A 24,392-nucleotide genomic window follows, 5' to 3' on the forward strand; every position below is an offset into this window, starting at 1 on the left:
TTAAACAACCACATCAATAGAATTTACTACTCCCAAACCTGAGCCATCTTCTTTTATAAAAATACCATTACTTTTTTGAATAGCATCCGTACTTTCTATACTTTGTTTATATGCATATCCACTTTGTACATCGCCTAAATAAATAGCTCCAACATTTGCATCTAATAATGAAATTAAAGAATTATTACCAGAACTATCAATACTCCAAATTTTTAATTTATCAAAGATTGAATCATTTTCATCAATAAAACTATTATTATCTTCATCATACATAGCAAGTTCTTTAAAGCCATAATTTGTTTGAGGTCCAAAAAGCTCTTTACCATTGTCAATTTTTCCATTCTCATTTTTATCAAGAGCTAAGAAACCTGCTCCATGCTTCAAATAAGGAATCATTTCAGTCTCTCCATCACTATCTAAATCAAAGGCAAACCTGAAAGGACTGATATTATCAAAAGGGTTTATATCTTCATCAAAATTAACAACTAAAGGATCAACAAAACGTTCATCTCCAATTATCATACGACTACTTTTTGATTCATATAATTCTTGTGAAAAGGATAAGTCTATACTCATTTCATAACTTTTATTAGGAGTTTGAAATTTAATTGAAGCAGAAAACTCTACACTTTGTTTGTGATAGTATGATTCTTTTGTATCAAAAGTCATTGCTTTTAGTTCTCGTGTAGGAAGCTGTTCAGCTTTTTCATAAGGGTTTGAAGGAAGAGTTGACTTAAACATATCTTCTTTTAGACTAACAGGGGATTTTTTATTTGGATATAAAGAAATCTCATCTTCATTATAAAGTCGTTCAAGTAGTTTCTCAATAATAGCTTTTTTTATCCTGTCTTCTAAGCTTAGATTATCTTCATAATTATAAACTACCCTTTCATACTGAATACTTGAAGTATATGAATATTGAAAATCTAAAGAAAATGCCTCATTTCTGTTAGTTTGGGATTCCTCATTTTGATTTTCATATCCATAATGTAACTGTACATTTGTACTTGACTTATGTTCAAAAGTGAATTTTGACTCTGAATAAAGACCTACTTGTGAATTTTCTACAATCATAATTTATCCTTTTTAAACTAATAATAAGAATTGTATCATATAATTTAAAAATTATCAAAATTATTTATTTAAAAAGAAATAATGAAAGTAAAATATTGAATATTATATAAAAATATAAAAATATAAAAACTAGAAGAAACTTCTAGTTTTTATAAGCTATTGCATCTACCTCAACTAAAACATTTTTTGGTAAAGTTTTTACTGCAACAGTTGATCTAGCAGGTGCTGTTTCAGCTTTAAAGTATTCTGAATATACTTCATTAAATGTTGCAAAATTATCCATATCAGATAAATAACAAGTTGTTTTTAAAACATTTTCATATGAACTTCCTGCTTCTTCTAATACAGCTTTTAAATTTTCCATAACCTGTTTACTTTGTTCTACTATTCCACCTTCAACTAATTCCATTGTTTCAGGAACTAATGCAATTTGACCAGATGTAAATACTAAATTATCTAAAGATGTACCTTGATTGTATGGTCCAATTGCACTTGGGGCTTTATTTGTTGATACTATTTTTTTCATTTATAATCCTTTGTAAAAATTGAGGAGATTATACTTTTATTTTTCTAAAGGAAAGAATAACTCTATATCTTTTTTGATATGAGATAAAGTGTTATTATCTAATTTTAAGCCTTTATATTTCAAAGCTGCATTAACAATAGCCTTAGAATAAGCAAGAACTTTTTCATCATTTAAATACTTATCAACAGCTACCCATTTAGCATCAATTATTTCATCAGTATCTAGGATATTGATTTTATGGCTTAATGGTTTTGCTAAACACAGAATATAAAGATTTGATTTATGAAATTGATGAGGATAAAAATGTCCTAAGGAAATTATTGATTCAAACTCTACGTCTATACCTGTTTCTTCGTAAACTTCTCGTACTACAGCTGTTGAAATTTGCTCAGCATTATCAATATGTCCTCCAGGAAGTTTATATCCAATTGTAGATATTTTTTCTTTTATTACAAGTAATTCATCTTTTTCATTTATAACTACAGCTCCTACACCTAAAGTATGATTTGCTGCGGTAGGAACAATTGCATTTTCCTTTAGTCTTTTTACCAATAAAACATAATCTTCATCGCAAGAATGAAAGAAAAAACCATATTTAACACATACTGGAATAAAATCTGATTTTTCTATAGGAACATATATCCAAATAAGGTTTCTTCTTTTTTCTATTTCTTTTATTAAAAGTTCAAGATTAAATTCAAAACTATCTTTTGCATTTGGTAGTTTATCTTTATTTATAGTAACTCCATTATAAGGGTCTAATATTAAAGTAAAACTTGCAATAGTTTCTACACCACAATTTTGTAAGATTTTAATTCCTTTATATAAATATTTTAATGACTCAAAATTTCATTTAAAAAGATTTTTGCTCTTTGACTTTTTGGATTTTGAAAAAACTTTTCAGGAGTATTTTCCTCTACTATTTCGCCTTTATCCATAAAAACTACTCTATTTGATACTTCTTTTGCAAAACCCATTTCATGAGTTACACAAACAATTGTATAATTTTCTTTTGCCAATTGCTTCATAACAGAAAGAACATCACCAATAGTTTCAGGATCCAAAGCAGAAGTAGGTTCGTCAAAAAGTATAACCTTAGGTTTCATGGCCAAAGTTCTTGCAATAGCTACTCTTTGTTTTTGTCCTCCACTTAAATCTGAAGGATAAGATAATATTTTTTCTTCTAATTTTACTTTTCTTAACAATTCTTTTGCAAATTCTTTAGAAATTTCTTTTTTCTCTTTCTTTACAAGCATAGGAGCTAAAGTAATATTTTCCAAAATTGTTAAATGAGGAAATAAATTAAAATGTTGAAATACCATTCCAACTTCTTTTCTTATTTTTTGTAAACTATTTTTATTTTTATAAATATCAATATTGTCTATAATAATTTGACCCGAGTCTATTTCTTCAAGTCCATTTAGACATCTAATCAAAGTTGATTTTCCAGAACCTGAAGGTCCACAAACAACAACAATTTCTCCTCTTTTCACAGAAAAATTTATATTTTTCAAGACATGAAAATCATCAAAGTACTTATTAACTTCTTTTATAGTTATAAAATTACTGATACTAATACCTTTTTTTACTTATTATTTAATCTTTTTTAGACCAATATCCAGCAAGTATTGAACCTGATATATTATGCCAAATACTAAAAATAGCTCCAGGTAAAGCACTTAAAGGAGTAAAGTATTTCATTGCTAAAGCAACAGCTAAACCTGAATTTTGCATTCCAACTTCTATAGCAACAGTTTTACACTCTTTTTTACTATAACCTAATAGTTTTGATATATAAAAACCACCAAATAAACCTAATAAATTATGTAAAATAATTCCTAAAAATAGTGTTACAGCTACAGTTCCTATTTTACTTTGATTTAGTCCAACAACTATTCCAACAATAAAAACAATTGAAAGAATAGAAAGAAAAGCAAAAAGATCTTCTCTTTTTTCAATATGCTTATTGAAAAAATGGTTTATTATAACTCCAATAACAACTGGAATAAAAACAATCTTTAAAATACTTAAAAGCATACTAAAAGCAGGAACTGGAACAGTCTGTCCCACATATAATAAAGTTAAATAAGGAGTTACAATAATTGATAAAAGAGTAGAAACAACAGTCATTGTAATAGATAAAGCAACATCAGCTTTTGCTAAGTATGCAATTACATTAGATGCTGTACCACCAGAAACAGCCCCAACTAATATCATTCCAATTAATAACTCAGTGGAAAAATCAAAAATAGTAGAAATACCAAAAGCAATGAAAGGCATTAATAAAAACTGTAAAAGAACTGTTACTGCAATAATCTTTGGACGCTTTAAAACTCTTTTAAAATCTTCTATTTTAAGAGTAACCCCCATACAAAACATAATCAAAATTAATAATGGAATTATCCAAGACTTAAAGCCACTCATTAAATCTGGTTGAAAATATGCAAAAACTGAAACAGCTATCGCCCATAAAGGGAATAATGTGGAAAAAGTTTTTATCATTTGTATCCTTCTTTTACTTGTAATTTAGTAAGAATTTTATCACAAATATTTATTATCTGTTCTTACTCATTTCTTGTAAGCTTAATTTTATATTCTATAGAAGTTAAAAAAAGTATCTTTTGTTATCTTTAAGGAAATAAGTATTGTAGATGAAGATATTAAATAAAATAAAAAAGAAAAAGGATTAATCCTTTTTCTCATATACTTTAAATTTCCAAGCTGGAGACTTAACTTTATCTCCCTCTTTTATCTCTTCATATTCTCTTTGCTCAAGTAAATCCCAAGAAGAAAAATCAATTTCTTTTAAGAAAGCATCTGCTTGACCTTCAAAATCAACTTCAGTTAAATACATTTTATCAACATAGTCAAACATAGTTTCATAGATATTTGCTCCACCAATTACAAATAATTCTTCTTCTGCATTTGCCCTTGCAAAATCTAAAGCTTTTTGAATATCATTAAATGTATAAACACCTTCTTGTTCAAACTCTCCTCTACTTAAGACAAGTGAAGTTCTATTAGGAAGAGGTTTTCCAATTGACTCAAAAGTTTTTCTTCCCATTAAAATATGGTGACCTGAAGTTATTTGTTTAAAGTTTTTAAAATCTTCACTTATATGCCAAAGCATTTGATTATTTAAACCAATTTCCCAGTTTTTTCCATAGGCTACTATCATTGATATTTTCATTTTTTGCCTTTTTTTATACAGCCATTTGTGCTTTGATTGGTTCATCACATATATAATCAACTAACTCAAAATCTTCCATTTTAAAATCATTTATATCTTTAATATCTGGATTAATTTTCATAGTTGGTTTTTTATGTGGTGTTCTACTAAGTTGTAAATTTACTTGTTCCATATGGTTTGAATAAATATGAGCATCGCCAAAAGTATGTACAAAATCCCCTACTTCTAAATCACAAACTTGTGCAATCATCATAGTTAATAAAGCATAAGAAGCGATATTAAAAGGTACTCCTAAAAATACATCTGCACTTCTTTGGTATAGTTGACAAGATAATTTTCCATTTGCCACATAAAACTGGAAAAAAGTATGACAAGGTGGAAGTGCCATATTATCTATCTCTGCTACATTCCAAGCATTTAAAATGATTCTTCTACTATCTGGATTATTTTTTATTTGTTCAATTACAGTTTCAAGCTGATCATGGGCTTTACCATCAGCTCCTATCCAAGATCTCCATTGACTTCCATATACAGGTCCAAGTTCTTTAATAGTATCTGTATTTGTATAACCTAAATCTTTACCTTGGGCATCTGCATTTGCAGTCCAAACTGTTTTTTTACCAATAATATCTTCTCTACATTGTCCATAGTGTATTTCAGCTAATCTTCTTTCATCGGTAGAACCTTCAATAAACCAAAGTAATTCAGAAATAATAGCTTTTAGATGAGTTTTTTTTGTAGTTACCAGAGGGAAACCTTCACTTAAATCAAATCTCATTTGATAACCAAAAACTGAAGTAGTTCCAGTACCTGTTCTATCCTCTTTTTTAATACCATTATCTAAAATATGTTGCAGTAAGTCTAAGTATTGTTTCAATGATATTCCTTCTTTTTTATAATTTATTATTTTAGCAGATTCATACTTTTTTCTAGTTTTTATCTTGAATCAAATAAAAAACCTCTTAATAAGTTATTGATATTTATGTAAACTTTTAAATAATATTTTTGTAATATATTTTCAAATATTATATTTAAAGAGTTATTATGGAATTAGTTTATTTGTGGGTTGAGGATTATAAGAATATAAAGAAACAAGGGTTTAATTTTTCTCCAAATTTTGAGTGTGAGTATGATGAAGATAAAAATGAATTGACTATTGATAAAAACAAAGACTATGTAAATATTTTTCCTAATAATATAAATATCACTGCAATTGTTGGGGAAAATGGTAGTGGGAAGACTAATTTAGGTAATTTCATTTCTTATTTCTATGATAATTATAATATTTATCATTCTATAGATAGTGTAAATTTTGCAAAATTTTTAATATTATATATCTCTAAACAAAATGAGAATTTTATTCTATCAAATATAAAAGAAATTTATTGCAAATATAAATTAAATTCTTTTAAATCAAAAAAATATATTTCTAATTTCATAGAAATATCTAAGGAAAATATACATAATGAAATTGCCCAAAGTTCATCATCAATAAATAAAAGTTCAATTAAATATATGAGGTTTTCATTAAAAAATTTTAATTATGAAGATAGTTTTTCTAAATTATTATATGATATAGGATTAAAATCTTATTTACTTTCAAATGATGAAATAAAGAAAATAAATAAATTATATATAAATCAATATAATAAATTTTTATGTTTAATTTTACTTGATAATATAAATACCTTTGATTTAGAAAAGATAAAAAATATTAAAAGTATTAAAAAAGAATTAAAAAAGTTAAAGATAGATATTCCATCAGAGAAAGAATATAAATACTTCACTACAAACGCAATAAAAATTGATTCACTACATACTTTAAAAATAAAGAAATATGTAAATTACTTTAATTTCTTTTTTTTAAATGAAAAAAAAGTTTCTATTGAAGAATTAAGTAATGGTGAATTTATTAAGTTTTATATAAATTTAAAACTTAATAAATATAAAAATTATAGAAACAAAGTATTTACATTAATTTTTGATGAAGTCGAAAATTCTTTACATCCTAATTGGCAAAAGTCATATATAAGAGAAACTCTTCAAGCTATAGAAAATTTTGAATGTTCTTTTCATTTGATTTTCATTACACACTCTCCATTTATTCTATCAGACTTACCAAAAGAAAATATAATATTTTTAGATAAAGTAGATGAGAATACAAAAGACAAATATCCTTCAATAAATATTGAAAAACTACAAAAAGGAAATTGTCTAAATGTAAGTAAGTTTATTAATATAAATCCATTTGGAGCAAATATTCATACCTTACTTTCTCATGGTTTCTTTATGGAAAATGGTCTTATGGGCGAGTTTGCAAAAAATAAAATAGATAACATAATTAAAGATTTTAAAGATAAAGATTTTAATCCAACAAAAGAAGAAAAAATAAAAATCTTAGCCACTATAAAAATGATTGGAGAAGAGTTTTTAAAAACAAAACTTTTAGATATGTATTATAAAAAATTTGATGATGATTTTATAAAAAAACAAAGAAAAGAAGAACTAGAAAAACTACAAGAAAAAATCTCTAAAGAGTTAAAACAATTATGATAGGAATATTATTTAATAAAGAACTTTTTGATATGCATATAGATAAAACATTGCATAAAATAAAAGAATTATTTGAAAATATAGACGATTCAAATTTAAAACAAATCGATAAAGAGTGCTTAGAATATATAAAAGATAATTTAAAAGATATTTTAGAAGCTAACAACTCTAAAATGAAAGAATATATAAAATATTTTGAAAATAATTTTCCTAATAGCATTGGGAAAATAAATACAAAAGAAAAAAATTGGAAAAGAATATATAAAATACTAAGAAAAGATATTTTTGAAAAAGAGTATGACAATTGGAGAGAAAGAACAACATATGGTGCATATAGGTTTGTTCAAGAATTGGATTTACAATCTTGTCCTTATTGTAATAGAAATTATACTTTTGTAGTAGATGAAAAAAGTGGAAAGTTAAGACCAGAGATAGACCACTTTTATCCAAAGTCAATTTATCCTTTTTTAGCAATGAGTTTTTATAATCTTATACCAAGTTGTTCTATTTGTAATCACACAAAAAGTAATAAAATCAAAGAAGATTTGATTAATCCATATGAAATAAAAGAAAATGATTTTAAACTAACTTATACACCAAATGATATTAATTTCTTTAACATAGAAAAAGAAAAATACAATTATGATAGTTTTGAAATAGATTTTGTATCGACAAATGAAAATATAGAAATATTTAAACTAAAAGAGTTATATAAACAACATAAAGATATTGTTCTAGAACTTTTGATAAAAAAAGCTTATTATCCAAAAAGTTATATAGAAGAATTAAAAAGTTTTGGCTTTAGTGAAGATGAGATTTATAGATATCTACTTGGTAATTATAAAAAAGATGAAGATTTACACAAACGCCCACTTTCAAAACTAATAAAAGATATCAGTGAAGAGTTGGATTTATTATAATAATCCCTTGAAAATTTATCTCTACTATTTTAACTCTAATACTAACTATGAACTTTGAAGTATCCCCAAAGTAGCAAAATTTCATTATTGATATAAGAAGTAAAGTAAAATGTTAAGAATAGTATATAAAAAGTTATTCTAATTAAAAGAACTTTACGTTCTTTTAATTAGGCTGATGCTTTTTCGCAAATGTCATTATTACTACTATTAAGTAGTTGCGGATAAAGAGTAGTTATAATTAAAATAATCTTTAAGTTAAACTCTTTTGGGGGAAAATGTGACTATTCAGTCAAATCAATGGACACAAAAAAAGGGACCTGACCAACTAGTCAAAAAAATTATACCAAATTTTGACTATATAGTCAAGAGTTATTTCTCAATTTTTTTAAAAAACTCTTCCAACTGTTTTATACATGTTTCAAAATGCTTTCCATCTTGAGATTTTTTAGCAGTTGATAAAGCTCCTTCTATACAAGCAACTACAAAAACAGCTAAGCCTTTAATATCTGAATATTCAATTTCATTATTATCACTTGCCTTTTGTAAAACTTGTTCTAATACTTTTTCAAAGTGAAAATAAACTTTTTCTAAGGCTTCTTTAAAATCTTTATCATGGTGTGACAATTCTTGAACTAAAGTATTCAATCTACAACCAAAAGTAAAATTAAAAGTCTCTTTGTTATATAAAACTTTAAACATCTCATCAATATAGTTCTTATCTGTTTTTAAAATTTCACTATACTTTTTATCAATGTATTCAAAAATATGCGCATCAATTACTGCTAACATTAATTCTTTTTTTGATTTAAAGAAGTGATACATACTTCCTTTATTTAATTTGGCTTTTTTTAGGATTTTATCTACTGATGTTGCATAATAACCATTTTCATAGACTTCATCAAATGTGACTTTTAATAATCTTTCTTTGCTACTCATTTTAATCCTTAAACTTAATTTCTTCTTTGCCCAGGCTTAGGTTTACTAACTTGACTTTGTAAATCAATACTTAGATTATTATAAAATAATTCTCCATAATCTGTAGTTCTATTTATTGTTTCATATGCTTGTAATATACTATTATTATATTTTATAGCATCTTGTAAGATTTTAATAATTTTTACTGACTCTAAAAAGTTAACATGACTAGGAGCTTCAACAGGAGAAGAATAATATTTATGCATTCTTTCCACTAAATTTTTATTCCTAATTTCAATAAATACTGATTCAATTGGAGATTTAAAGAAAAGTATTTTTTGTTTTACATTTATTGAAATATATGTTGTTTCTGTTCCATATATTTTCCTAGAAAAAGAATCAAATAAAAATAGTTTTTTATTATAATTATTATTAAAAAGTTCATACATCAGTTCTAATATTCTTAACTTCTCTTCTTTTGTATAAAAGTTTCCAATACTTGCAAAACAAAAAGATAAAACAGATTTTATAGAATACCACTCTGTTGTATCATAATCATACTTAAGCATTTGGTCAATTCTTTTTTGTTTTAAATCCTCTATTTCACAACTAGTCTTTGAACGATAAACTCTTTTTACCGCACTGTCTCTATACATTGGACCAGGGAATTGTGCTTGAATTACAAATCTTCTATTTTTCTCTAAATCAATTATATATTTTAATCTTCCTGTATAATCCTCATCAATAATTCTAACTTCTTTTTGTGGAATTTGAGTGATTGACTTTATAAATTCATCTCCAGTACAACCATCTTCCCAAATAAAATCTGGATATCTAAAAATATGACATATCTTTTGTTTTACCTCTTCATTTGGTTCTATATCTGAAATATTGTCTATCCAAGATGTCACTGTTCTTCTATCTTTTTGAATTAAAGAAGCAAATTTTGATATACTTAGATTTGATCTTTTAAATATTTCTATAAATTTTTCAATTCCGTTTTTGTACACCATATAAAACTCCATAATAATTTATAGTATTGTACTAATTTATTCCATAAGAACAAATATTGTACAAAAATTCATTTTATTAAAAAAAACTGTAATTATGCTTACAAAAACTATACAATGACTCTATTAAAATTTATTATATAATTTTAATAATTAAAATCAATTTTATAAAGGACTTATTATGAGTAATAATATGGGTATTTTAGACACCAAGAGACCAGAGTTTGACAAACTTATGACTGATATTGCAGAATATGCAGTAAACTATGAGATAAATTCCGACTTAGCTTATGATACGGCAAGGTCTTGCTTAATTGATACTATTGCTTGTGGAATTTTAGCACTAGAACATCCAGAATGCACAAAATTATTAGGTCCTGTTGTACCTGGAGCAGAATTTAGACCTTTAGGTGCAAAAGTTCCAGGAACATCGTTTCAGTTAGATCCAGAAAGAGCTGCTTTTAATATAGGTTGTATTGCAAGATGGTTAGACTTTAATGATACTTGGCTGGCAGCAGAATGGGGACATCCTTCAGATAATTTAGGTGCAATTTGGGCAGTAGGAGACTATCTTTCAAGAAAAAATATTTCAGAAGGCAAAGAACCACTAAAAGTAAAAGATATTTTAACTGCAATGATTAAAGCACATGAAATTCAAGGTATTTTAGCTCTTGAAAACTGCTTTAATATTGAAGGGTTAGACCATGTATTATTAGTAAGAATTGCTTCTACAGCTGTTGCTGCTGCAATGCTTGGTGGAACAATGGAAGAAGTAAGAAATGCAGTATCTCATGCTTGGATTGATGGTGGTGCCTTAAGATGTTATAGACATGCTCCAAATACTGGTTCACGGAAGTCTTGGGCAGCTGGTGATGCTTCTTCAAGAGGAGTTAATCTAGCATTAAAAGCTTTAAGTGGAGAAATGGGTTACCCTTCAGCTCTAACTGCTGATTATTGGGGATATCAAGATGTAAAAATGAAAAAACAAAAAGAAAAAGGTGAAGTTTTACATATCCCACAAGCCTTTGAATCATATGTAATGGAAAATATATTATTTAAAATATCTTTCCCTGCAGAATTTCATGCACAAACAGCTTGCGAATGTGCAATGACATTACACCCTTATGTAAAAGATAAAATTGATGAAATAGAAAAAATAATTATTACTACACAAGAATCAGGTCATAGAATCATTAATAAAGTAGGACCCCTAAATAATTATGCAGATAGAGACCATTGTATACAATATATGGTAGCATATCCACTAATTTTTGGAAAATTAACTGCCGATTCATATACTGATGAAGCAGCAAGTGACCCTAGAATTGATAAATTAAGAGAGTTAACAGATGTTCAAGTAGATGATAGATATACTAAAGAATATTTAGAAGCAGATAAAAGATCAATTGCAAATGCAGTTCAAGTATTTTTCAAAGATGGTACATCAACTGAAAAAATAGAAGTTGAATATCCTATTGGTCATAGACTTAGAAGAGATGATGGTATTCCTTTATTAAATGAAAAATATAAAAATGCTTTAAAAACTAAATTTTCAGCAAAAACTTGCAAAGAAATAGAAGCTATTTCTTTTGAACAAAAAACTATTGAAGCTATGAACTTCAATGAATTCTCTGACTTATTCTCATTTGTATAAAAAGTAAAAGGTTTTAATCCTTTTACTTTCTCTATTTTATAAATAACCTCATATTTTGTACTACTAATTACATATAAGTTCAATTATTGTTAATATTTACAATAATTGTACAATTATATTTTTTTACAAAAAAAATTGCGAAATTAAAAACAAAATCATACACTCCCAATATGTCCAAATGATGTATAATAATAGTCAATTCAAATTAAAGGACGTGTTATGACAAGCGCAGGAAAAAGATTTAGAGAGGCATTAAAAGAAGAGTCTCCTTTACAAATTGTAGGAACAATAAATGCTTATCAAGCGTTACAAGCTACTAAAGTAGGTCACAAAGCTATTTACTTATCAGGTGGTGGTATTGCAAACGCTTCTTATGGATTACCTGATTTAGGTATGACTATGATTGAAGATGTATGTATTGATATTAGAAGAGTTACTTCTATTTGTGATACTCCATTAATCGTAGATGCAGATACTGGTTGGGGACACGCATTTAATGTAGCAAGAACTGTTAAAGAATTTATCAGATCTGGAGCTGCAGGACTTCATATTGAAGATCAAGTTGCTGCAAAAAGATGTGGACACAGACCAAATAAAGAATTAGTTTCAACTGAAGAAATGTGTGATAGAGTTAGAGCTGCTGTAGATGCAAAACAAGAACTTGATCCAGATTTCTATATTATTGCTAGAACTGATGCACATGCATCTGAAGGTCAAGAAGCAGCAGTTGCAAGAGCTAAAGCTTATGTTGAAGCTGGTGCAGATGCTATTTTTGCTGAAGCAATTCATACATTAAAAGAGTACAAAGAGTTTACTGATCAAATGGATGTTCCAGTATTAGCAAATATTACTGAGTTTGGAGCAACTCCAATGTTTACAACTGAAGAATTAGCAAGTGTAGGTATTGATATGGTTCTTTATCCATTATCAGCATTTAGAGCAATGAATAAAGCTGCATTAAATGTATACCAAGAATTAAAAGATAAAGGTACTCAAGAAAGTGTTATAGACACAATGCAAACAAGAATGGAATTATACGATATGTTAAATTACCATGATTATGAGCAAAAAATGGATGAATTATTTGCAAAGGGAAAAGCGAAATAGTTTATTAACTATTAACCATATAATTAAAATAAATCTAGGGAAAAGAAAAAAAGGAGAATTATAATGAGTGGATTAGCAGGTGTTACAGCTGGACAATCAGCAATTTGTACTTGTGGTTTAGGAAATGGTCTTAACTATAGAGGTTATGATATTGCAGATTTAGCATTAAAAGCAGATTTTGAAGAAGTTGCATTTCTTTTATTAAAAGGAGAACTTCCAAATAAACATGAACTTAAAATGTTTAGAAGACAAATTATTGCAGGTAGAGAATTACCAATCTCTGTAAAAAATGTATTAAAATCAATTCCAGCTTCTTCTCATCCAATGGATGTAATGAAAACTGCAACTTCAGCTTTAGGTTGTGTTGAACCAGAAGCAGAAGATTTTTCTGATCAAATGGATAAAATTATTAGATTATTAGGGGCTTTCCCATCTTTCTTAGTTTACTGGCATCACTGGCATGTACATGGTAAAGAAATTGATTTAATCTCTGAAGAAACTACTATGGCAGGGTATATCTTAGAAAGATTAAAAGAAACTAAACCTTTAGATGTTGAAGTTAAAGCTATGAATGCAATGTTAACTTTATATGCAGAACATGAGTTTAATGCTTCTACATTTGCAAATAGAATTACTGCTTCAACTTTATCAGATATATATGCTTGTATGACTACTGGTATTGGAACATTAAAAGGTCCTTTACATGGTGGAGCAAATGAAGTTGCTATTAAATTTGTACTTCAATTTGATGATGTTAATCATGCATTAAAAGAAGTAGATGAACTATTTGCAAGAAAAGAAAAAATTATGGGATTCGGTCACAGAGTATATAGAGAAGTAGACCCAAGATCTCCAGTTGGTTTTGATTTAGCAAATGAATTAAAAGAATTAGAGACTTCTGATCCTAAATTATTTGATATTGCAAAAGCAGTTAGAGATAAAGTTAAAGCTGAAAAAGGTCTACCTGATAATATCGACTTCTTTGGTGGATTAATTTACCACTACATGGAAATCGAAAGACTATACTACACTCCATTATTTATTATGTCAAGAGCTGCTGGATGGGCTGCTCACGCATTCGAACAAAGAGCAAACAATAGAATTATTAGACCAAGTTCAGAATATACTGGACCTGAGCCAAGAGACTTTGTTGCTTTAGAAGATAGATAATAATTTACTTATACAAAGTAAACAAACTCTTAGATAAAAATTTAAGTCAGTCTCTTTTGAGGCTACTTAATTTTATGCCACAATACAGTGGAAGAATTCAACAAAATTTAACACTGTTGGTAAATAGAAAAATTTATTTCTTCTATTTAAAAATAAATCAAAATAAAATAAAATGGATATGAAAATGACAAACGAGAAATATCTTAAAAAATTAGATGGTACAGATGCCTGTTACTATGATGTTAAAGAAGCTGTTGAAGATATTCAACCTGGTTCTTTTGAAAAACTAAATTATACATCAAGAGTATTAGCAGAAAATCTAATTAGAAAATGTCCTAGTGAAGACTTAAAAGATTCACTTATTCAATTAATTGAAAAAAGAACAGATAAAGATTTCCCTTGGTACCCTTCAAGAGTAATCTGTCACGATATTCTTGGACTTACAGCATTTGTTGACTTAGCAGGACTAAGAGAAGCAGTTGCTAGTAAAGGTGGAAATCCTGATAAGGTTAACCCAGTTGTTCCAACACAATTAATCGTTGACCACTCACTTGCAGTAGAGTGTGGTGGATATGACCCAGATGCATTTCAAAAAAATAGAGATATTGAAGATAGAAGAAATGCTGATAGATTCCACTTCATTAACTGGACTAAAGAAGCATTTAATAATGTAGATGTAATTCCTCCAGGGAATGGTATTATGCACCAAATCAACTTAGAAAAAATGTCTCCAGTAGTTCATTTAAATGATGGAATTGCAAGTCCTGATACATTAGTTGGTACTGACTCACACACACCTCATGTTGATGCACTTGGTGTAATTGCAGTTGGTGTTGGTGGATTAGAAGCTGAAAATGTAATGTTAGGAAACCCTTCTTATATGAGAGTTCCTGAAATTGTTGGTGTTGAAATTGTAGGTAAAAGAGCACCTGGAATTACTGCTACTGATATTGCACTTTCTATGACTTCATTTTTAAGAGAAAACAATGTTATCTCTGCATACTTAGAGTTCTTTGGGGAAGGTGTTAAATATCTTAATCTAGGAGATAGAGCTACTATTGCAAATATGACTCCTGAATATGGAGCATCTGCTGGTTTATTTGCAATTGATGAGCAAACTATTTCTTACTTAAAAGTAACAGGTAGAGAACAAAAACAATGTGAATTAGTTGAAGCTTATGCTAAAGCAAATGGTTTATGGGCAGATCAATTTGAAAATGCTACATATGCTAGAACTATTCAGTTTGACTTATCTAAAGTAACTAGATCTTTAGCAGGTCCTTCTAAACCTCATAAATTAGTTCCAACTTCTACATTAAAAGATGAAGGTATTGTAAAAGAATGGAAACAAGAAGGTGATTTAATTCCAGATGGTGGTATTTTAATTGCTGCTATTACTTCTTGTACAAATACTTCAAACCCAAGAAATGTTATTGCAGCAGGACTTTTAGCTAAAAAAGCAAATGAGCTTGGATTACAAAGAAAACCATGGGTTAAATCTTCTTTAGCACCAGGTTCTAAAGTTATTGAAGTTTATTTAAAAGAGGCTGGATTATTACCAGAAATGGAAAAATTAGGATTCGGTGTAGTTGGTTTTGCTTGTACTACTTGTAATGGTATGTCAGGTGCATTAGATCCAAAAATTCAACAAGAAGTAATTGATAGAGATATCTATTCAACAGCTGTACTTTCTGGAAATAGAAACTTTGATGGAAGAATCCACCCATATGTAAAAGAAGCATTCTTAGCATCTCCTGCACTTGTTATTGCATATGCATTAGCAGGAACTGTAAGATTTGATATTGAAAATGATTCTTTAGGTAAAGATGCAAATGGTAATGATATTAAACTAGCTGACTTATGGCCATCTGATGAAGAAATTGATGCAGTTGAAAAAGAGTTTGTTAGACCTGAGATGTATAATGCTATTTATGAGCCAATGTTTAATAGAGATGGAATCACTTCTGTTAAAGCAGAACCATTCTATAAATGGAATCCAAACTCAACTTATATTCAAAAACCACCTTATTGGGAAGATGAATATATGAGTATGCCAGCATTAAAAGGTTTAAGACCATTAGGTGTATTCCCTGATAATATTACAACAGATCACTTATCTCCATCAAATGCAATTTTACCTGAGTCTGCTTCTGGTGAATATTGTATCTCAAAAGGTCTTCCAATAGAAGACTTAAACTCTTATGCAACACATAGAGGGGATCATAATACAGCTTCTAGAGCTACTTTAGCAAATCCAAAACTATTTAATGAAATGGTTAAAGATGAAAATGGAAATGTTAAACAAGGTTCTTTAACTAAGATTATGCCTGAAGGTAAAGAATCAAGAATGTGGGAAGCTATTGAAGAATATAACAATAGAAAACAACCACTTATTATCATTGCTGGGACTAACTATGGTCAAGGATCTTCAAGAGACTGGGCTGCTAAAGGTGTTAGACTTGCTGGTGTTGAAGTACTTATTGCTGAATCTATCGAAAGAATCCATAGAACTAACCTTGTTGGAATGGGTGTATTACCATTACAGTTTAAAGAAGGTGATACTAGATTTACTTATAATATTGATGGTTCTGAAACTTTTGATATCGAAGGTGAAATCACTCCAAGATGTGACTTAACTGTAGTAATGACAAGAGCAAATGGTGAGGTTGTAAAATTCCCAGTTTTATGTAGACTTGATACTTCTGCTGAAGTTGAAGTTTATAAAAATGGTGGTATTTTACAAAAATTCGCTAAAGACGTTGTTGCTGAAGGATAATTTTTAGCAGAATGTCATCATTAATTTTAGGGGTTTACCCCCCCCTAAAATTATTCATAAAGTTATTATAAAATATTTTTATGAATAATTTAATATAAAAGGAAAACTATGAGTTATCAACCACAATTTAAAGTAAAAGCAACATATATGAGAGGTGGTACTTCAAAAGGTACATTTTTTAATATAGCTGACCTTCCAAAAGAAGCACAAGAAAATCCGGCTAAAAGAGATAAATTACTTCAAAGAATTGTTGGTTCTCCTGATGTTTATAAAAAACAAATGGATGGAATGGGAGGAGCAAGTTCTTCTACTTCTAAGGCTATTTTAGTTGGGAAAAGTGAAGTTCCTAATCATGATGTGGACTATTACTTTTGTCAAGTTGCAATCGACAAAGACTTTGTTGATATGAGTGGAAATTGTGGAAACTTATCATCTGCTGTTGGTCCATTTGCTATTAAAGAAGGTTTGGTAGATAATGTTCCTGAAAATGGTGTTTGTTGTGTAAGAATTTGGCAAGCAAATATTAAAAAAACTATTCTGTGCTATGTAAATATGGAAAATGGAATGGTTAAAGAAATGGGTGACTATGAAATTGATGGTGTTGCCTTTCCAGCAGAAGAAATAAAATTAGAGTTTGTTGAACCAGTTGATCCTTCTGAAGAGTTATTTCCTACTGGAAACTTAGTTGATGATTTAGAAGTTGAAGGAGTAGGAACATTTAAAGCTACTATGATTACCGCTGGTATTCCAACTGTATTTGTAAATGCTGATGAAATTGGATACAAAGGGACTGAGCTTCAAGGTGATATTAATTCTGATACAGCTGCATTAGAAAGGTTTGAAAAAATTAGAGTTGCAGGTGCACTTAAAATGGGATTAATTAAAGATCCAAAAGAAGCAGAAACAAAACAACATACACCTAAAATTGCATTTGTAAGTCCAGCACAAGACTTTATTACTTCTTCGGGAAAAGAAGTTAAAGCATCAGAGATGGATTTACATGTTAGAGCTTTATCTATGCAACAACTACACCATGCTATGATGGGTACAGCTTCTGTTGCTATTGGTGTAGCTGCTTGTATTCCAGGAACACTTGTAAATCTTGCAGCAGGTGGTGGAGAAAAAGAGACAGTTACTTTTGGTCATCCATCAGGAGCAATTAAAGTTGGTGCAACTTTATCACAAAAAGATGGGAAATATATAGTTGAAAAAGCTTCTATGAGTAGAAGTGCAAGAATTATTATGGATGGAAATGTTCATGTTCCAGCAGGAACAATGGATTTAAAATAAAACTCTTTTAATATAAAGAAGGTTTAAATAAAAGATAAACCTTCTTTATTGACTTTAATCAATATAATTATAAATTTTTTATGTAATACTTCCTAAAAATCATTAGGATATATTATGCAATTTTCAACTTCTCCAAATGAAACTCCTATTAAACAATCTTGGAAAGAGAGATTCTGCTCTCAACCTCATCAAATATTTTTTGTAAGTTCTATTTTCTTTTCAATTTTTATTATGTTACTAACTTTATTTTCTCTTTTGGGCAAAATAAATATGAACTTCACGCTAATTCATGGATTTGGTTTAAATTATGCTGTTTTTACAAATGCATTTTTAGGTTTTTTAATTACTGTAATTCCTAAATATAATGCTTCAATCCCTATAAAAGAAAAATTATATATAAAACCTTGGATTATACTTCAAGTTGCTTTTTTTATAACTTTACTTATTAATCCACTTATTGGAAAAACTCTTGTTTCCTTAGTGATGTTTTATTTTGCAAAGATATTTTATACCACTATTAAATCAGGAAAAGCGATTATAAAAGAAGACAGTATTTATTTAAACTCAATATTTATTTTAGGAGCTATTCTTCTACTTATTGAAGCTATATTTACAATTGATTTATCATATTTAATCTTTTTTGCATATTTAATAAATATGGTCTATTTTGTTGCATTAAGAATGATTCCAGGTTTTTACTTCACTTATACTAAAATCCAACCTTGGCAAAAACCTAAATATATTAAACCTGTATCTTTTTTTCTTATTTTACTTGTAGGTATTGCTTTACAATTTAATATTAATACTATGATAACAGTTACTTCATTCTTGTCTTTTATATTTTTTGCTTATATATTTATAAAACTTAATATGTTTAAAAAGACAAGTGCTATTTTACAAATTTTAGTTATTGGATTTGCATGGTTTCCTATTGGATTTTTAGGTTTATTTATAGAATCTCTTTTAGAAGTTTCAATTTTAAAAATGGGATTACATATTTTTGCACTTGGCTTTGTAACAACTTTATTAATTGGATTTGGAAGTAGAGTTAGTTTAGGTCATGCTATTCCACCTCAGACTATCATGGCAGATAATTTTACAAAATTTCTTTTTGCACTAACACAAATACTTTTAATTTCAAGAATCAGTGCTTCTATCTTAGTATTAAATAATTCATCAATCTTTATGGGTATTTTACATTTAAGTGCTACTATTTGGATAGTTTTATTTATATTATGGACTTTAAAATACGGGAAGTATTTATTAAGAATTTAAAACCTATTAATTTATATTAATGGGTATTTCTATAATAAACTCTTCTCCTTTATACTTCTTATTATCATACTCATATTCTATTGTTTCATTATAAAGAGTTCCATTAAAATGTTTTTTTATGATTTCAGATGACATATAAAGTCCTAAACCTGTTCCTTGAGATTTATGTTTTGTAGTAAAATATGGTTCATAAACTTTATTTTTAATACTACTTTTTATTCCACCTGCATTATCATAAACTTTAATTATTACTTTATCATTTTTAATATAGTTTTCCATAAAAATAAATTTATTATCTTCTATTTCTTTAGCTCTTAAAGCATCTTTTGCATTATTTATTATATTAATTAAAACTTGCATTAGTTCAAATTTATAACCTTGAATTTCAATTGGTTCTAATTTTGTATGTAACTCAATTCCATAGGACTTATATGATGTTTCAAAAATGTCTATATTCTCTTTAATAATATCCTTAATATTAAAATGTTCTAACTCTTTATTTGGATTAAAAAAGTTTCTAAACTTATCTATAATAGTTGATAAATATTGCACTGTATCAATTACTTTATTTAAATCCTTAATTGTTTCATCTTTTTTAGTTAGTCCAAGTTCTATTTGCATAATTTGACTTGAGGCAATAGTACTTATTACATTTAGAGGTTGTCTCCATTGATGAGCAATATTCCCTATCATTTCTCCCATTGCAGCCAATTTACTTTGTTGATATATCATTTGTTCTTTTTTTCTATTATCTTCTTGTAATCTTATAAAGTGATCTACATCAGTATGAAATCCTGTCATTCGTATAGGTTTCCCTTCTATATCAAAGAAAACTTTTCCTCTAACTTTTAACCATTTATAAGATCCATTCTTACACTTGAAACGGTAATTATCTTCATAAAAACTTGTTTCTCCTTTCAAGTGTTTACTTAATTTCTTTAAAGTTTTTCTATAATCCTTTTTATGAACACTTTTTTTCCAAAAATTCTTAATATCAACTTCTAAATGGTTTTTATAACCTAGCATTAGTAGATATCTATTTGAATAATAAGATTTACCAGTAATTAAATCAAGATCCCATAAACCATCTTGTACTCCCTCTATGGCTCGTGAGTATTGTTCTTTTAAATCTCTTAATTCATCAATTATAGATTTTAAATCCATTGCAAAATTATCAAACTCTAAAATTTGGCTTTCTTCATATAATACCAACTCATTGTCTTTTGCTTTTTTTGCAAATTTCAATAATCTTGAAAAAGGTTTTATTAGATATTTATCACTTATCATATATAAAACAATAAAAACAAATATTATAAAGATAAAGAGTAAGATACCAATTATTTTAAAGTCTTCTTTTAATAAGGAACTAGTTAAATTATTAGTTGAAAAGACAAAATCAAAACTATTCTTGCTATCAATAATTACTTTTTGTTTAAAATATATTTTTCCATTTTCTTTTATAATTTTTTTATCTTTAAAATCTTTTATATTTACAGTTACTTTATTACTTGTGTTTACTATTAATTCCCTATTTATATATATTTTTATATCATTTAATGATGCACTTTTTTTTATCATATTTACAAAAGAAAGATTATCATTTATAATTTTTCCTATATATAGTTTAGCTTGAACTCTCCCTGTTTTTTTATCAATAATATCTTTTGAACGGATTAAAAGTAAATACTTTTTATTATTTAAGCTTACTATCGTAAAAGTGTTTTTTAAATCATCTTTTTTTATATTTACAATAATTTCTTTAGTATTAAATAAAGAGTTACTAAAATCTAAAGTTTTTTCATTTTTCTGAACATATAAAATATCAACTCTATCAAGAAAACTCAAATTTTCAAGCTTTCTTTCTAATAAACTTTGATTAAAAGGTAGGTCTTCTATAATTTCAGCAGCTTCAAAAGTCATATAATCTAAACTTGTTTTTTCATTTTCAATTATTATATTTAATAGGTTTTTCGTCTGAGAAAAATATTGCTTAATATTATAATCTAATACTTTTTCTGTAGATAAATATACCCAAAAAGAAATACCTATAGATAAAACTAATAAAAAAACAAATAATAAAGCATTATTTATAAAACTAAGAGATACTTTAGGTCTACTCATATTCTGTATACCTAAATGCTCGTTTTTTTAGTTTTTCTAAAAAGTTACTTTCTATCCCTTTTTTTATAACTTCAAAGTTTCCTGAGTAGATTGTTGGTATACTTTCTTTTTTGCCTAATATATCAAACTTAATAGCTTCTGCCATTGCTATACCATTTTCATCATTCATTCTCATCACAGTAATATCTAATAAAGAGTTTTCAATAGCTTTTAACTCACTATTTCCTCCACCCCAACCATTCACTTTTATTTTACCAAGTAAATTTTTTTCTTGTAAAACTTCCATAACACCTAATGCAATATCTGTCGAGCATGCATAAATAAACTCTACGTTATCATTTCTTTTCAATAAATCTCTTGTAGCTTCTTTTGCTTTTTGTTTATCAAAATCAGTGTAATATTCATGAATTAATTTTAAATTAGAGTGAGAAGAAATATATTCAATAAATTTAGTACCTCTCATATAACTAACATAACCATCAGAGCCATAAAGAACAGCATAGTTGCCTTTTCCCTTAGTTTCTTTTATATAATAATTAGCTAAATACTTAGCTCCTATATAATGGTCAAAACCTACATATAAAAAAGCTTGTCTATTTTCCCATTCTTTAAGAGGTGTTGTAATATTTTGTAAAATAATTTTTGTTTTATTTATACTAATTAATCTTTCTATAAATTTTTTGTGTTTTTTAGTATCAAGGGTGAAGATTAGATAATCTGGATTTTCTTCTAAAGCTTTCAATAATTGTTTAGATTGTTCTTTTACCTCTACAGCAGGTTTAGTAAAAAAATCACTTAATTCATAATTTATATTTAATTCATTTAATCTTTTTTCAAAAGATAGTTTACTTTTTCTCCAATAATCAGAAATTTGTTTACCTGGATATACCATTACTATTTTTACTTTGTTTTTATTTCTTTTAATAGCTTTGGAATCTTCTTGTATTTCTTTTTGGAATTTATTATATATTATTTTTTGATTAAAAAGTTTTAGATATTCTTCAAACTCATAATACTCTTCTGATTGAGAATACAAATTAGTTAAAATAAGAAAAGGTAATAATAATTTTATTATAGATTTCACCAAAAATCCTTAAAATAGGTGTTTTATTATAACAAAATTGTAAGAATTAGTAAATATTATTCTTAGTAAAATAGAAAATTCTATTTTACTAATTTTGAGATTTCTTTAAATACTGGATTTTTTGCATTTACTGTTAATTCAAAGAGTAATGACTCATAAGTTGTTGGAACTACACCTGCTTGTGTTAATCTTAAAATTGCAGTCTCTTTATCTACTGCCTTTCTTGAGTTTACGCAATCAGTTACTAATACCACGTTTAAACCTTCTTCAAGTAAATCAATAGCAGTTTGTAAAACACATACATGAGTTTCAATTCCTGCTAAAATAACTGTATTTCTATTTGTTGCTTTTATTGCACTTAATCCATCTTCATTTCCACAACAAGAAAATGTTGTTTTTTCAAAATGAGGATACTCATCAGTAAGTTCTCTTAAACTTGGAATTGTTTCCCCAATACCTTTTTTATATTGTTCATTTACAATAATTGGTATTTCATGTAGTTTTAAACCTTTAATTAATGTAACTAAATTTTTTTCTAATTGTTCATTATCTGAAATATGGGGAAAAAGTTTTTCTTGTATATCAACTTGTACAAAAACACAATCCTCTGCTTTAATTCTACCTACTTTCTTATTTATCATAATTACTCCTTAAATAAAAATTACATTTACTATTTAAGATAATACAAAAACATATAAAAAAAGTCTAGTAAAAATTTGAAAATTAAAAAGGTTTTTTATTAATTGAGAAGTATTTTATCAAGAAGGGCATAAAGCCCTTAAAAATGCTATGCAAATGCTACTTTTTCTGCTTTTTCAAGTAATTCTTTTGCACCTTGATCTATAAAAGTTTGTGCTAATGTTTGTCCTATTGTTTTATACTCTTCAATATCAGCAACAATATCTTCTTGAATATATTCACTACCATCAGGCATTCCAACAATAGCTCTAACATCAACAGAATTTTCATCTAAAATAGTAGCCTTTACTCCAATAGGAACTTGACAGCCACCTTCTAAAGTTCTAACAAAGTCTCTTTCAATAGTTGATTCAATTTCTGCATTCTTATCATGTAAAACTGATAGTAACTCAACTAGCTTAGGGTCATTTAACGTTTCTATTCCTAAAGTTGCTTGTCCCATTGATGGAATCATATCATCAGTTGAGATAGGTACAAAATATTTAACTTCATCTTCAATCTTTAGTTTTTGAACACCTGTTGCAGCAAGAATAATAGCATCATATTCCCCTGCTTTCAATTTTGCGATTCGAGTATTAATATTCCCTCTTAAATCTTTTAAAACAATATCAGGTCTTAAAAGTTTTATTTCTAATCTTCTTCTTAAACTTGTTGTTCCAACAATTGCACCAGTTGGTAGCTCTTTTATATTTGCATACTTTTCACTTAATAAAGCATCTCTTGGATCAAATCTTTTTGATAATGCAGCTAATACAAAACCATCTTCAAACTCCACAGGAACATCTTTTAAAGAATGAACTGCAATATCAGCTTCTTTATTTAAAAGTGCGATTTCTAACTCTTTTGTAAAAAGTCCTTTTCCTCCAATTTTAGCTAAAGGAACATCTAGGATTTTATCTGCTTTAGTTGAAAAAGTTTTTAACTCTACTTCTATTTCAGGATAATGTTCATTTAGCTGTGCTTTTATATATTCACTTTGCCATAATGCTAGTTTACTGCTTCTTGTCGCTATAACTAATTTCTTCATT

General features: G+C 27.4%; 21 protein-coding genes. 8 read left to right on the top strand and 13 right to left on the bottom strand.

Annotated features, from left to right (window positions below; genetic code table 11):
* The 7 genes from CP965_RS07690 to thyA all read right to left on the bottom strand — a co-directional run bounded on the left by CP965_RS07690 (nt 1) and on the right by thyA (nt 5,667).
* Nucleotides 1–1,074 carry a hypothetical protein gene (locus tag CP965_RS07690; protein WP_129061516.1) on the bottom strand — a complete coding sequence of 358 codons (1,074 nt, stop codon included), beginning with the start codon at nt 1,072–1,074 and terminating at the stop codon, nt 1–3.
* A gap of 142 nt (nt 1,075–1,216) precedes the next feature.
* The gene (locus CP965_RS07695) at nt 1,217–1,600 is read right to left on the bottom strand and encodes a RidA family protein (RefSeq protein WP_129061517.1); all 384 of its coding nucleotides are present in this window, start codon (nt 1,598–1,600) and stop codon (nt 1,217–1,219) included.
* A gap of 36 nt (nt 1,601–1,636) precedes the next feature.
* Nucleotides 1,637–2,416, bottom strand: coding sequence for an NUDIX hydrolase (locus CP965_RS07700; protein ID WP_323807970.1), 780 nt, complete (start codon nt 2,414–2,416; stop codon nt 1,637–1,639).
* 17 nt (nt 2,417–2,433) lie between these two features.
* Nucleotides 2,434–3,159 carry an amino acid ABC transporter ATP-binding protein gene (locus CP965_RS07705; RefSeq protein ID WP_228712706.1) on the bottom strand — a complete coding sequence of 242 codons (726 nt, stop codon included), beginning with the start codon at nt 3,157–3,159 and terminating at the stop codon, nt 2,434–2,436.
* Between the two features lie 37 nt (nt 3,160–3,196).
* Nucleotides 3,197–4,102 (bottom strand): bile acid:sodium symporter family protein, encoded by a 906-nt coding sequence (locus tag CP965_RS07710; RefSeq protein ID WP_129061520.1) that lies wholly within the window; start codon nt 4,100–4,102, stop codon nt 3,197–3,199.
* Between the two features lie 184 nt (nt 4,103–4,286).
* Nucleotides 4,287–4,790, bottom strand: a complete 504-nt coding sequence (locus CP965_RS07715) for a dihydrofolate reductase (RefSeq protein WP_129061521.1) — start codon at nt 4,788–4,790, stop codon at nt 4,287–4,289.
* A 13-nt stretch (nt 4,791–4,803) separates the two neighbouring features.
* Complete coding sequence (gene thyA / locus CP965_RS07720; protein WP_129061522.1) at nt 4,804–5,667, bottom strand: thymidylate synthase; 864 nt, start codon at nt 5,665–5,667, stop codon at nt 4,804–4,806.
* A gap of 167 nt (nt 5,668–5,834) precedes the next feature.
* On the opposite strand from thyA, the gene CP965_RS07725 reads away from it, so the two are divergent.
* Together CP965_RS07725 and CP965_RS07730 are read left to right on the top strand one after the other, a co-directional pair.
* Nucleotides 5,835–7,343, top strand: coding sequence for an AAA family ATPase (locus CP965_RS07725; protein ID WP_129061523.1), 1,509 nt, complete (start codon nt 5,835–5,837; stop codon nt 7,341–7,343).
* Nucleotides 7,340–8,263 carry an HNH endonuclease gene (locus CP965_RS07730; protein WP_129061524.1) on the top strand — a complete coding sequence of 308 codons (924 nt, stop codon included), beginning with the start codon at nt 7,340–7,342 and terminating at the stop codon, nt 8,261–8,263. Before CP965_RS07725 ends, CP965_RS07730 begins: the two co-directional genes overlap by 4 nt.
* 369 nt (nt 8,264–8,632) lie before the next feature.
* Here CP965_RS07730 and CP965_RS07735 read toward each other — a convergent pair whose 3' ends face one another.
* Entirely contained in the window at nt 8,633–9,199 is a 567-nt protein-coding gene (locus tag CP965_RS07735; protein WP_129061525.1) for a TetR/AcrR family transcriptional regulator, read from the bottom strand.
* Between the two features lie 14 nt (nt 9,200–9,213).
* Entirely contained in the window at nt 9,214–10,191 is a 978-nt protein-coding gene (locus tag CP965_RS07740) for a hypothetical protein (RefSeq protein ID WP_129061526.1), read from the bottom strand.
* Nucleotides 10,192–10,369: 178 nt separating this feature from the next.
* Between CP965_RS07740 and prpD the strand changes: the two genes are divergently transcribed.
* The 6 genes from prpD to CP965_RS07770 all read left to right on the top strand — a co-directional run bounded on the left by prpD (nt 10,370) and on the right by CP965_RS07770 (nt 19,460).
* Nucleotides 10,370–11,842, top strand: a complete 1,473-nt coding sequence (prpD, locus tag CP965_RS07745; RefSeq protein WP_129061527.1) for a 2-methylcitrate dehydratase — start codon at nt 10,370–10,372, stop codon at nt 11,840–11,842.
* A 219-nt stretch (nt 11,843–12,061) separates the two neighbouring features.
* Complete coding sequence (gene prpB / locus CP965_RS07750; RefSeq protein WP_129061528.1) at nt 12,062–12,949, top strand: methylisocitrate lyase; 888 nt, start codon at nt 12,062–12,064, stop codon at nt 12,947–12,949.
* Nucleotides 12,950–13,012: 63 nt separating this feature from the next.
* Nucleotides 13,013–14,119 (top strand): citrate/2-methylcitrate synthase, encoded by a 1,107-nt coding sequence (locus tag CP965_RS07755; RefSeq protein ID WP_129061529.1) that lies wholly within the window; start codon nt 13,013–13,015, stop codon nt 14,117–14,119.
* A 184-nt stretch (nt 14,120–14,303) separates the two neighbouring features.
* Complete coding sequence (gene acnD, locus CP965_RS07760; RefSeq protein WP_129061530.1) at nt 14,304–16,895, top strand: Fe/S-dependent 2-methylisocitrate dehydratase AcnD; 2,592 nt, start codon at nt 14,304–14,306, stop codon at nt 16,893–16,895.
* Between the two features lie 108 nt (nt 16,896–17,003).
* Nucleotides 17,004–18,185, top strand: coding sequence for a 2-methylaconitate cis-trans isomerase PrpF (gene prpF / locus CP965_RS07765; protein WP_129061531.1), 1,182 nt, complete (start codon nt 17,004–17,006; stop codon nt 18,183–18,185).
* 114 nt (nt 18,186–18,299) lie between these two features.
* Complete coding sequence (locus tag CP965_RS07770) at nt 18,300–19,460, top strand: NnrS family protein (protein WP_129061532.1); 1,161 nt, start codon at nt 18,300–18,302, stop codon at nt 19,458–19,460.
* A 6-nt stretch (nt 19,461–19,466) separates the two neighbouring features.
* On the opposite strand, the gene CP965_RS07775 is transcribed toward CP965_RS07770, so the two are convergent.
* From CP965_RS07775 to hemC, 4 genes are all read right to left on the bottom strand, one after another.
* A complete protein-coding gene (locus tag CP965_RS07775) occupies nt 19,467–21,581 on the bottom strand; it encodes a PAS domain-containing protein (RefSeq protein WP_129061533.1) in 2,115 nt (704 codons plus the stop codon).
* The gene (locus tag CP965_RS07780) at nt 21,574–22,665 is read right to left on the bottom strand and encodes a substrate-binding domain-containing protein (protein ID WP_129061534.1); all 1,092 of its coding nucleotides are present in this window, start codon (nt 22,663–22,665) and stop codon (nt 21,574–21,576) included. Before CP965_RS07780 ends, CP965_RS07775 begins: the two co-directional genes overlap by 8 nt.
* Before the next feature lie 80 nt (nt 22,666–22,745).
* Nucleotides 22,746–23,306 carry a hydrolase gene (locus CP965_RS07785; RefSeq protein WP_129061535.1) on the bottom strand — a complete coding sequence of 187 codons (561 nt, stop codon included), beginning with the start codon at nt 23,304–23,306 and terminating at the stop codon, nt 22,746–22,748.
* A gap of 146 nt (nt 23,307–23,452) precedes the next feature.
* The gene (hemC, locus tag CP965_RS07790) at nt 23,453–24,391 is read right to left on the bottom strand and encodes a hydroxymethylbilane synthase (RefSeq protein ID WP_129061536.1); all 939 of its coding nucleotides are present in this window, start codon (nt 24,389–24,391) and stop codon (nt 23,453–23,455) included.
* Between the last annotated feature and the right edge of the window lies 1 nt (nt 24,392).

The organism is Halarcobacter mediterraneus, from assembly GCF_004116625.1.
Lineage (GTDB): Bacteria > Campylobacterota > Campylobacteria > Campylobacterales > Arcobacteraceae > Halarcobacter > Halarcobacter mediterraneus.

Bases quoted from the DNA above. Each gene is read 5' to 3' on its own strand.
- prpD (WP_129061527.1), top strand. From the start codon at position 10,370: ATGAGTAATAATATGGGTATTTTAGACACCAAGAGACCAGAGTTTGAC.
- CP965_RS07695 (WP_129061517.1), bottom strand. From the start codon at position 1,600: ATGAAAAAAATAGTATCAACAAATAAAGCCCCAAGTGCAATTGGACCA.
- prpF (WP_129061531.1), top strand. From the start codon at position 17,004: ATGAGTTATCAACCACAATTTAAAGTAAAAGCAACATATATGAGAGGT.
- hemC (WP_129061536.1), bottom strand. From the start codon at position 24,391: ATGAAGAAATTAGTTATAGCGACAAGAAGCAGTAAACTAGCATTATGG.
- CP965_RS07690 (WP_129061516.1), bottom strand. From the start codon at position 1,074: ATGATTGTAGAAAATTCACAAGTAGGTCTTTATTCAGAGTCAAAATTC.
- CP965_RS07770 (WP_129061532.1), top strand. From the start codon at position 18,300: ATGCAATTTTCAACTTCTCCAAATGAAACTCCTATTAAACAATCTTGG.
- CP965_RS07715 (WP_129061521.1), bottom strand. From the start codon at position 4,790: ATGAAAATATCAATGATAGTAGCCTATGGAAAAAACTGGGAAATTGGT.
- acnD (WP_129061530.1), top strand. From the start codon at position 14,304: ATGACAAACGAGAAATATCTTAAAAAATTAGATGGTACAGATGCCTGT.
- CP965_RS07730 (WP_129061524.1), top strand. From the start codon at position 7,340: ATGATAGGAATATTATTTAATAAAGAACTTTTTGATATGCATATAGAT.
- CP965_RS07775 (WP_129061533.1), bottom strand. From the start codon at position 21,581: ATGAGTAGACCTAAAGTATCTCTTAGTTTTATAAATAATGCTTTATTA.
- prpB (WP_129061528.1), top strand. From the start codon at position 12,062: ATGACAAGCGCAGGAAAAAGATTTAGAGAGGCATTAAAAGAAGAGTCT.
- CP965_RS07755 (WP_129061529.1), top strand. From the start codon at position 13,013: ATGAGTGGATTAGCAGGTGTTACAGCTGGACAATCAGCAATTTGTACT.
- CP965_RS07725 (WP_129061523.1), top strand. From the start codon at position 5,835: ATGGAATTAGTTTATTTGTGGGTTGAGGATTATAAGAATATAAAGAAA.
- CP965_RS07735 (WP_129061525.1), bottom strand. From the start codon at position 9,199: ATGAGTAGCAAAGAAAGATTATTAAAAGTCACATTTGATGAAGTCTAT.
- CP965_RS07785 (WP_129061535.1), bottom strand. From the start codon at position 23,306: ATGATAAATAAGAAAGTAGGTAGAATTAAAGCAGAGGATTGTGTTTTT.
- CP965_RS07710 (WP_129061520.1), bottom strand. From the start codon at position 4,102: ATGATAAAAACTTTTTCCACATTATTCCCTTTATGGGCGATAGCTGTT.
- CP965_RS07740 (WP_129061526.1), bottom strand. From the start codon at position 10,191: ATGGTGTACAAAAACGGAATTGAAAAATTTATAGAAATATTTAAAAGA.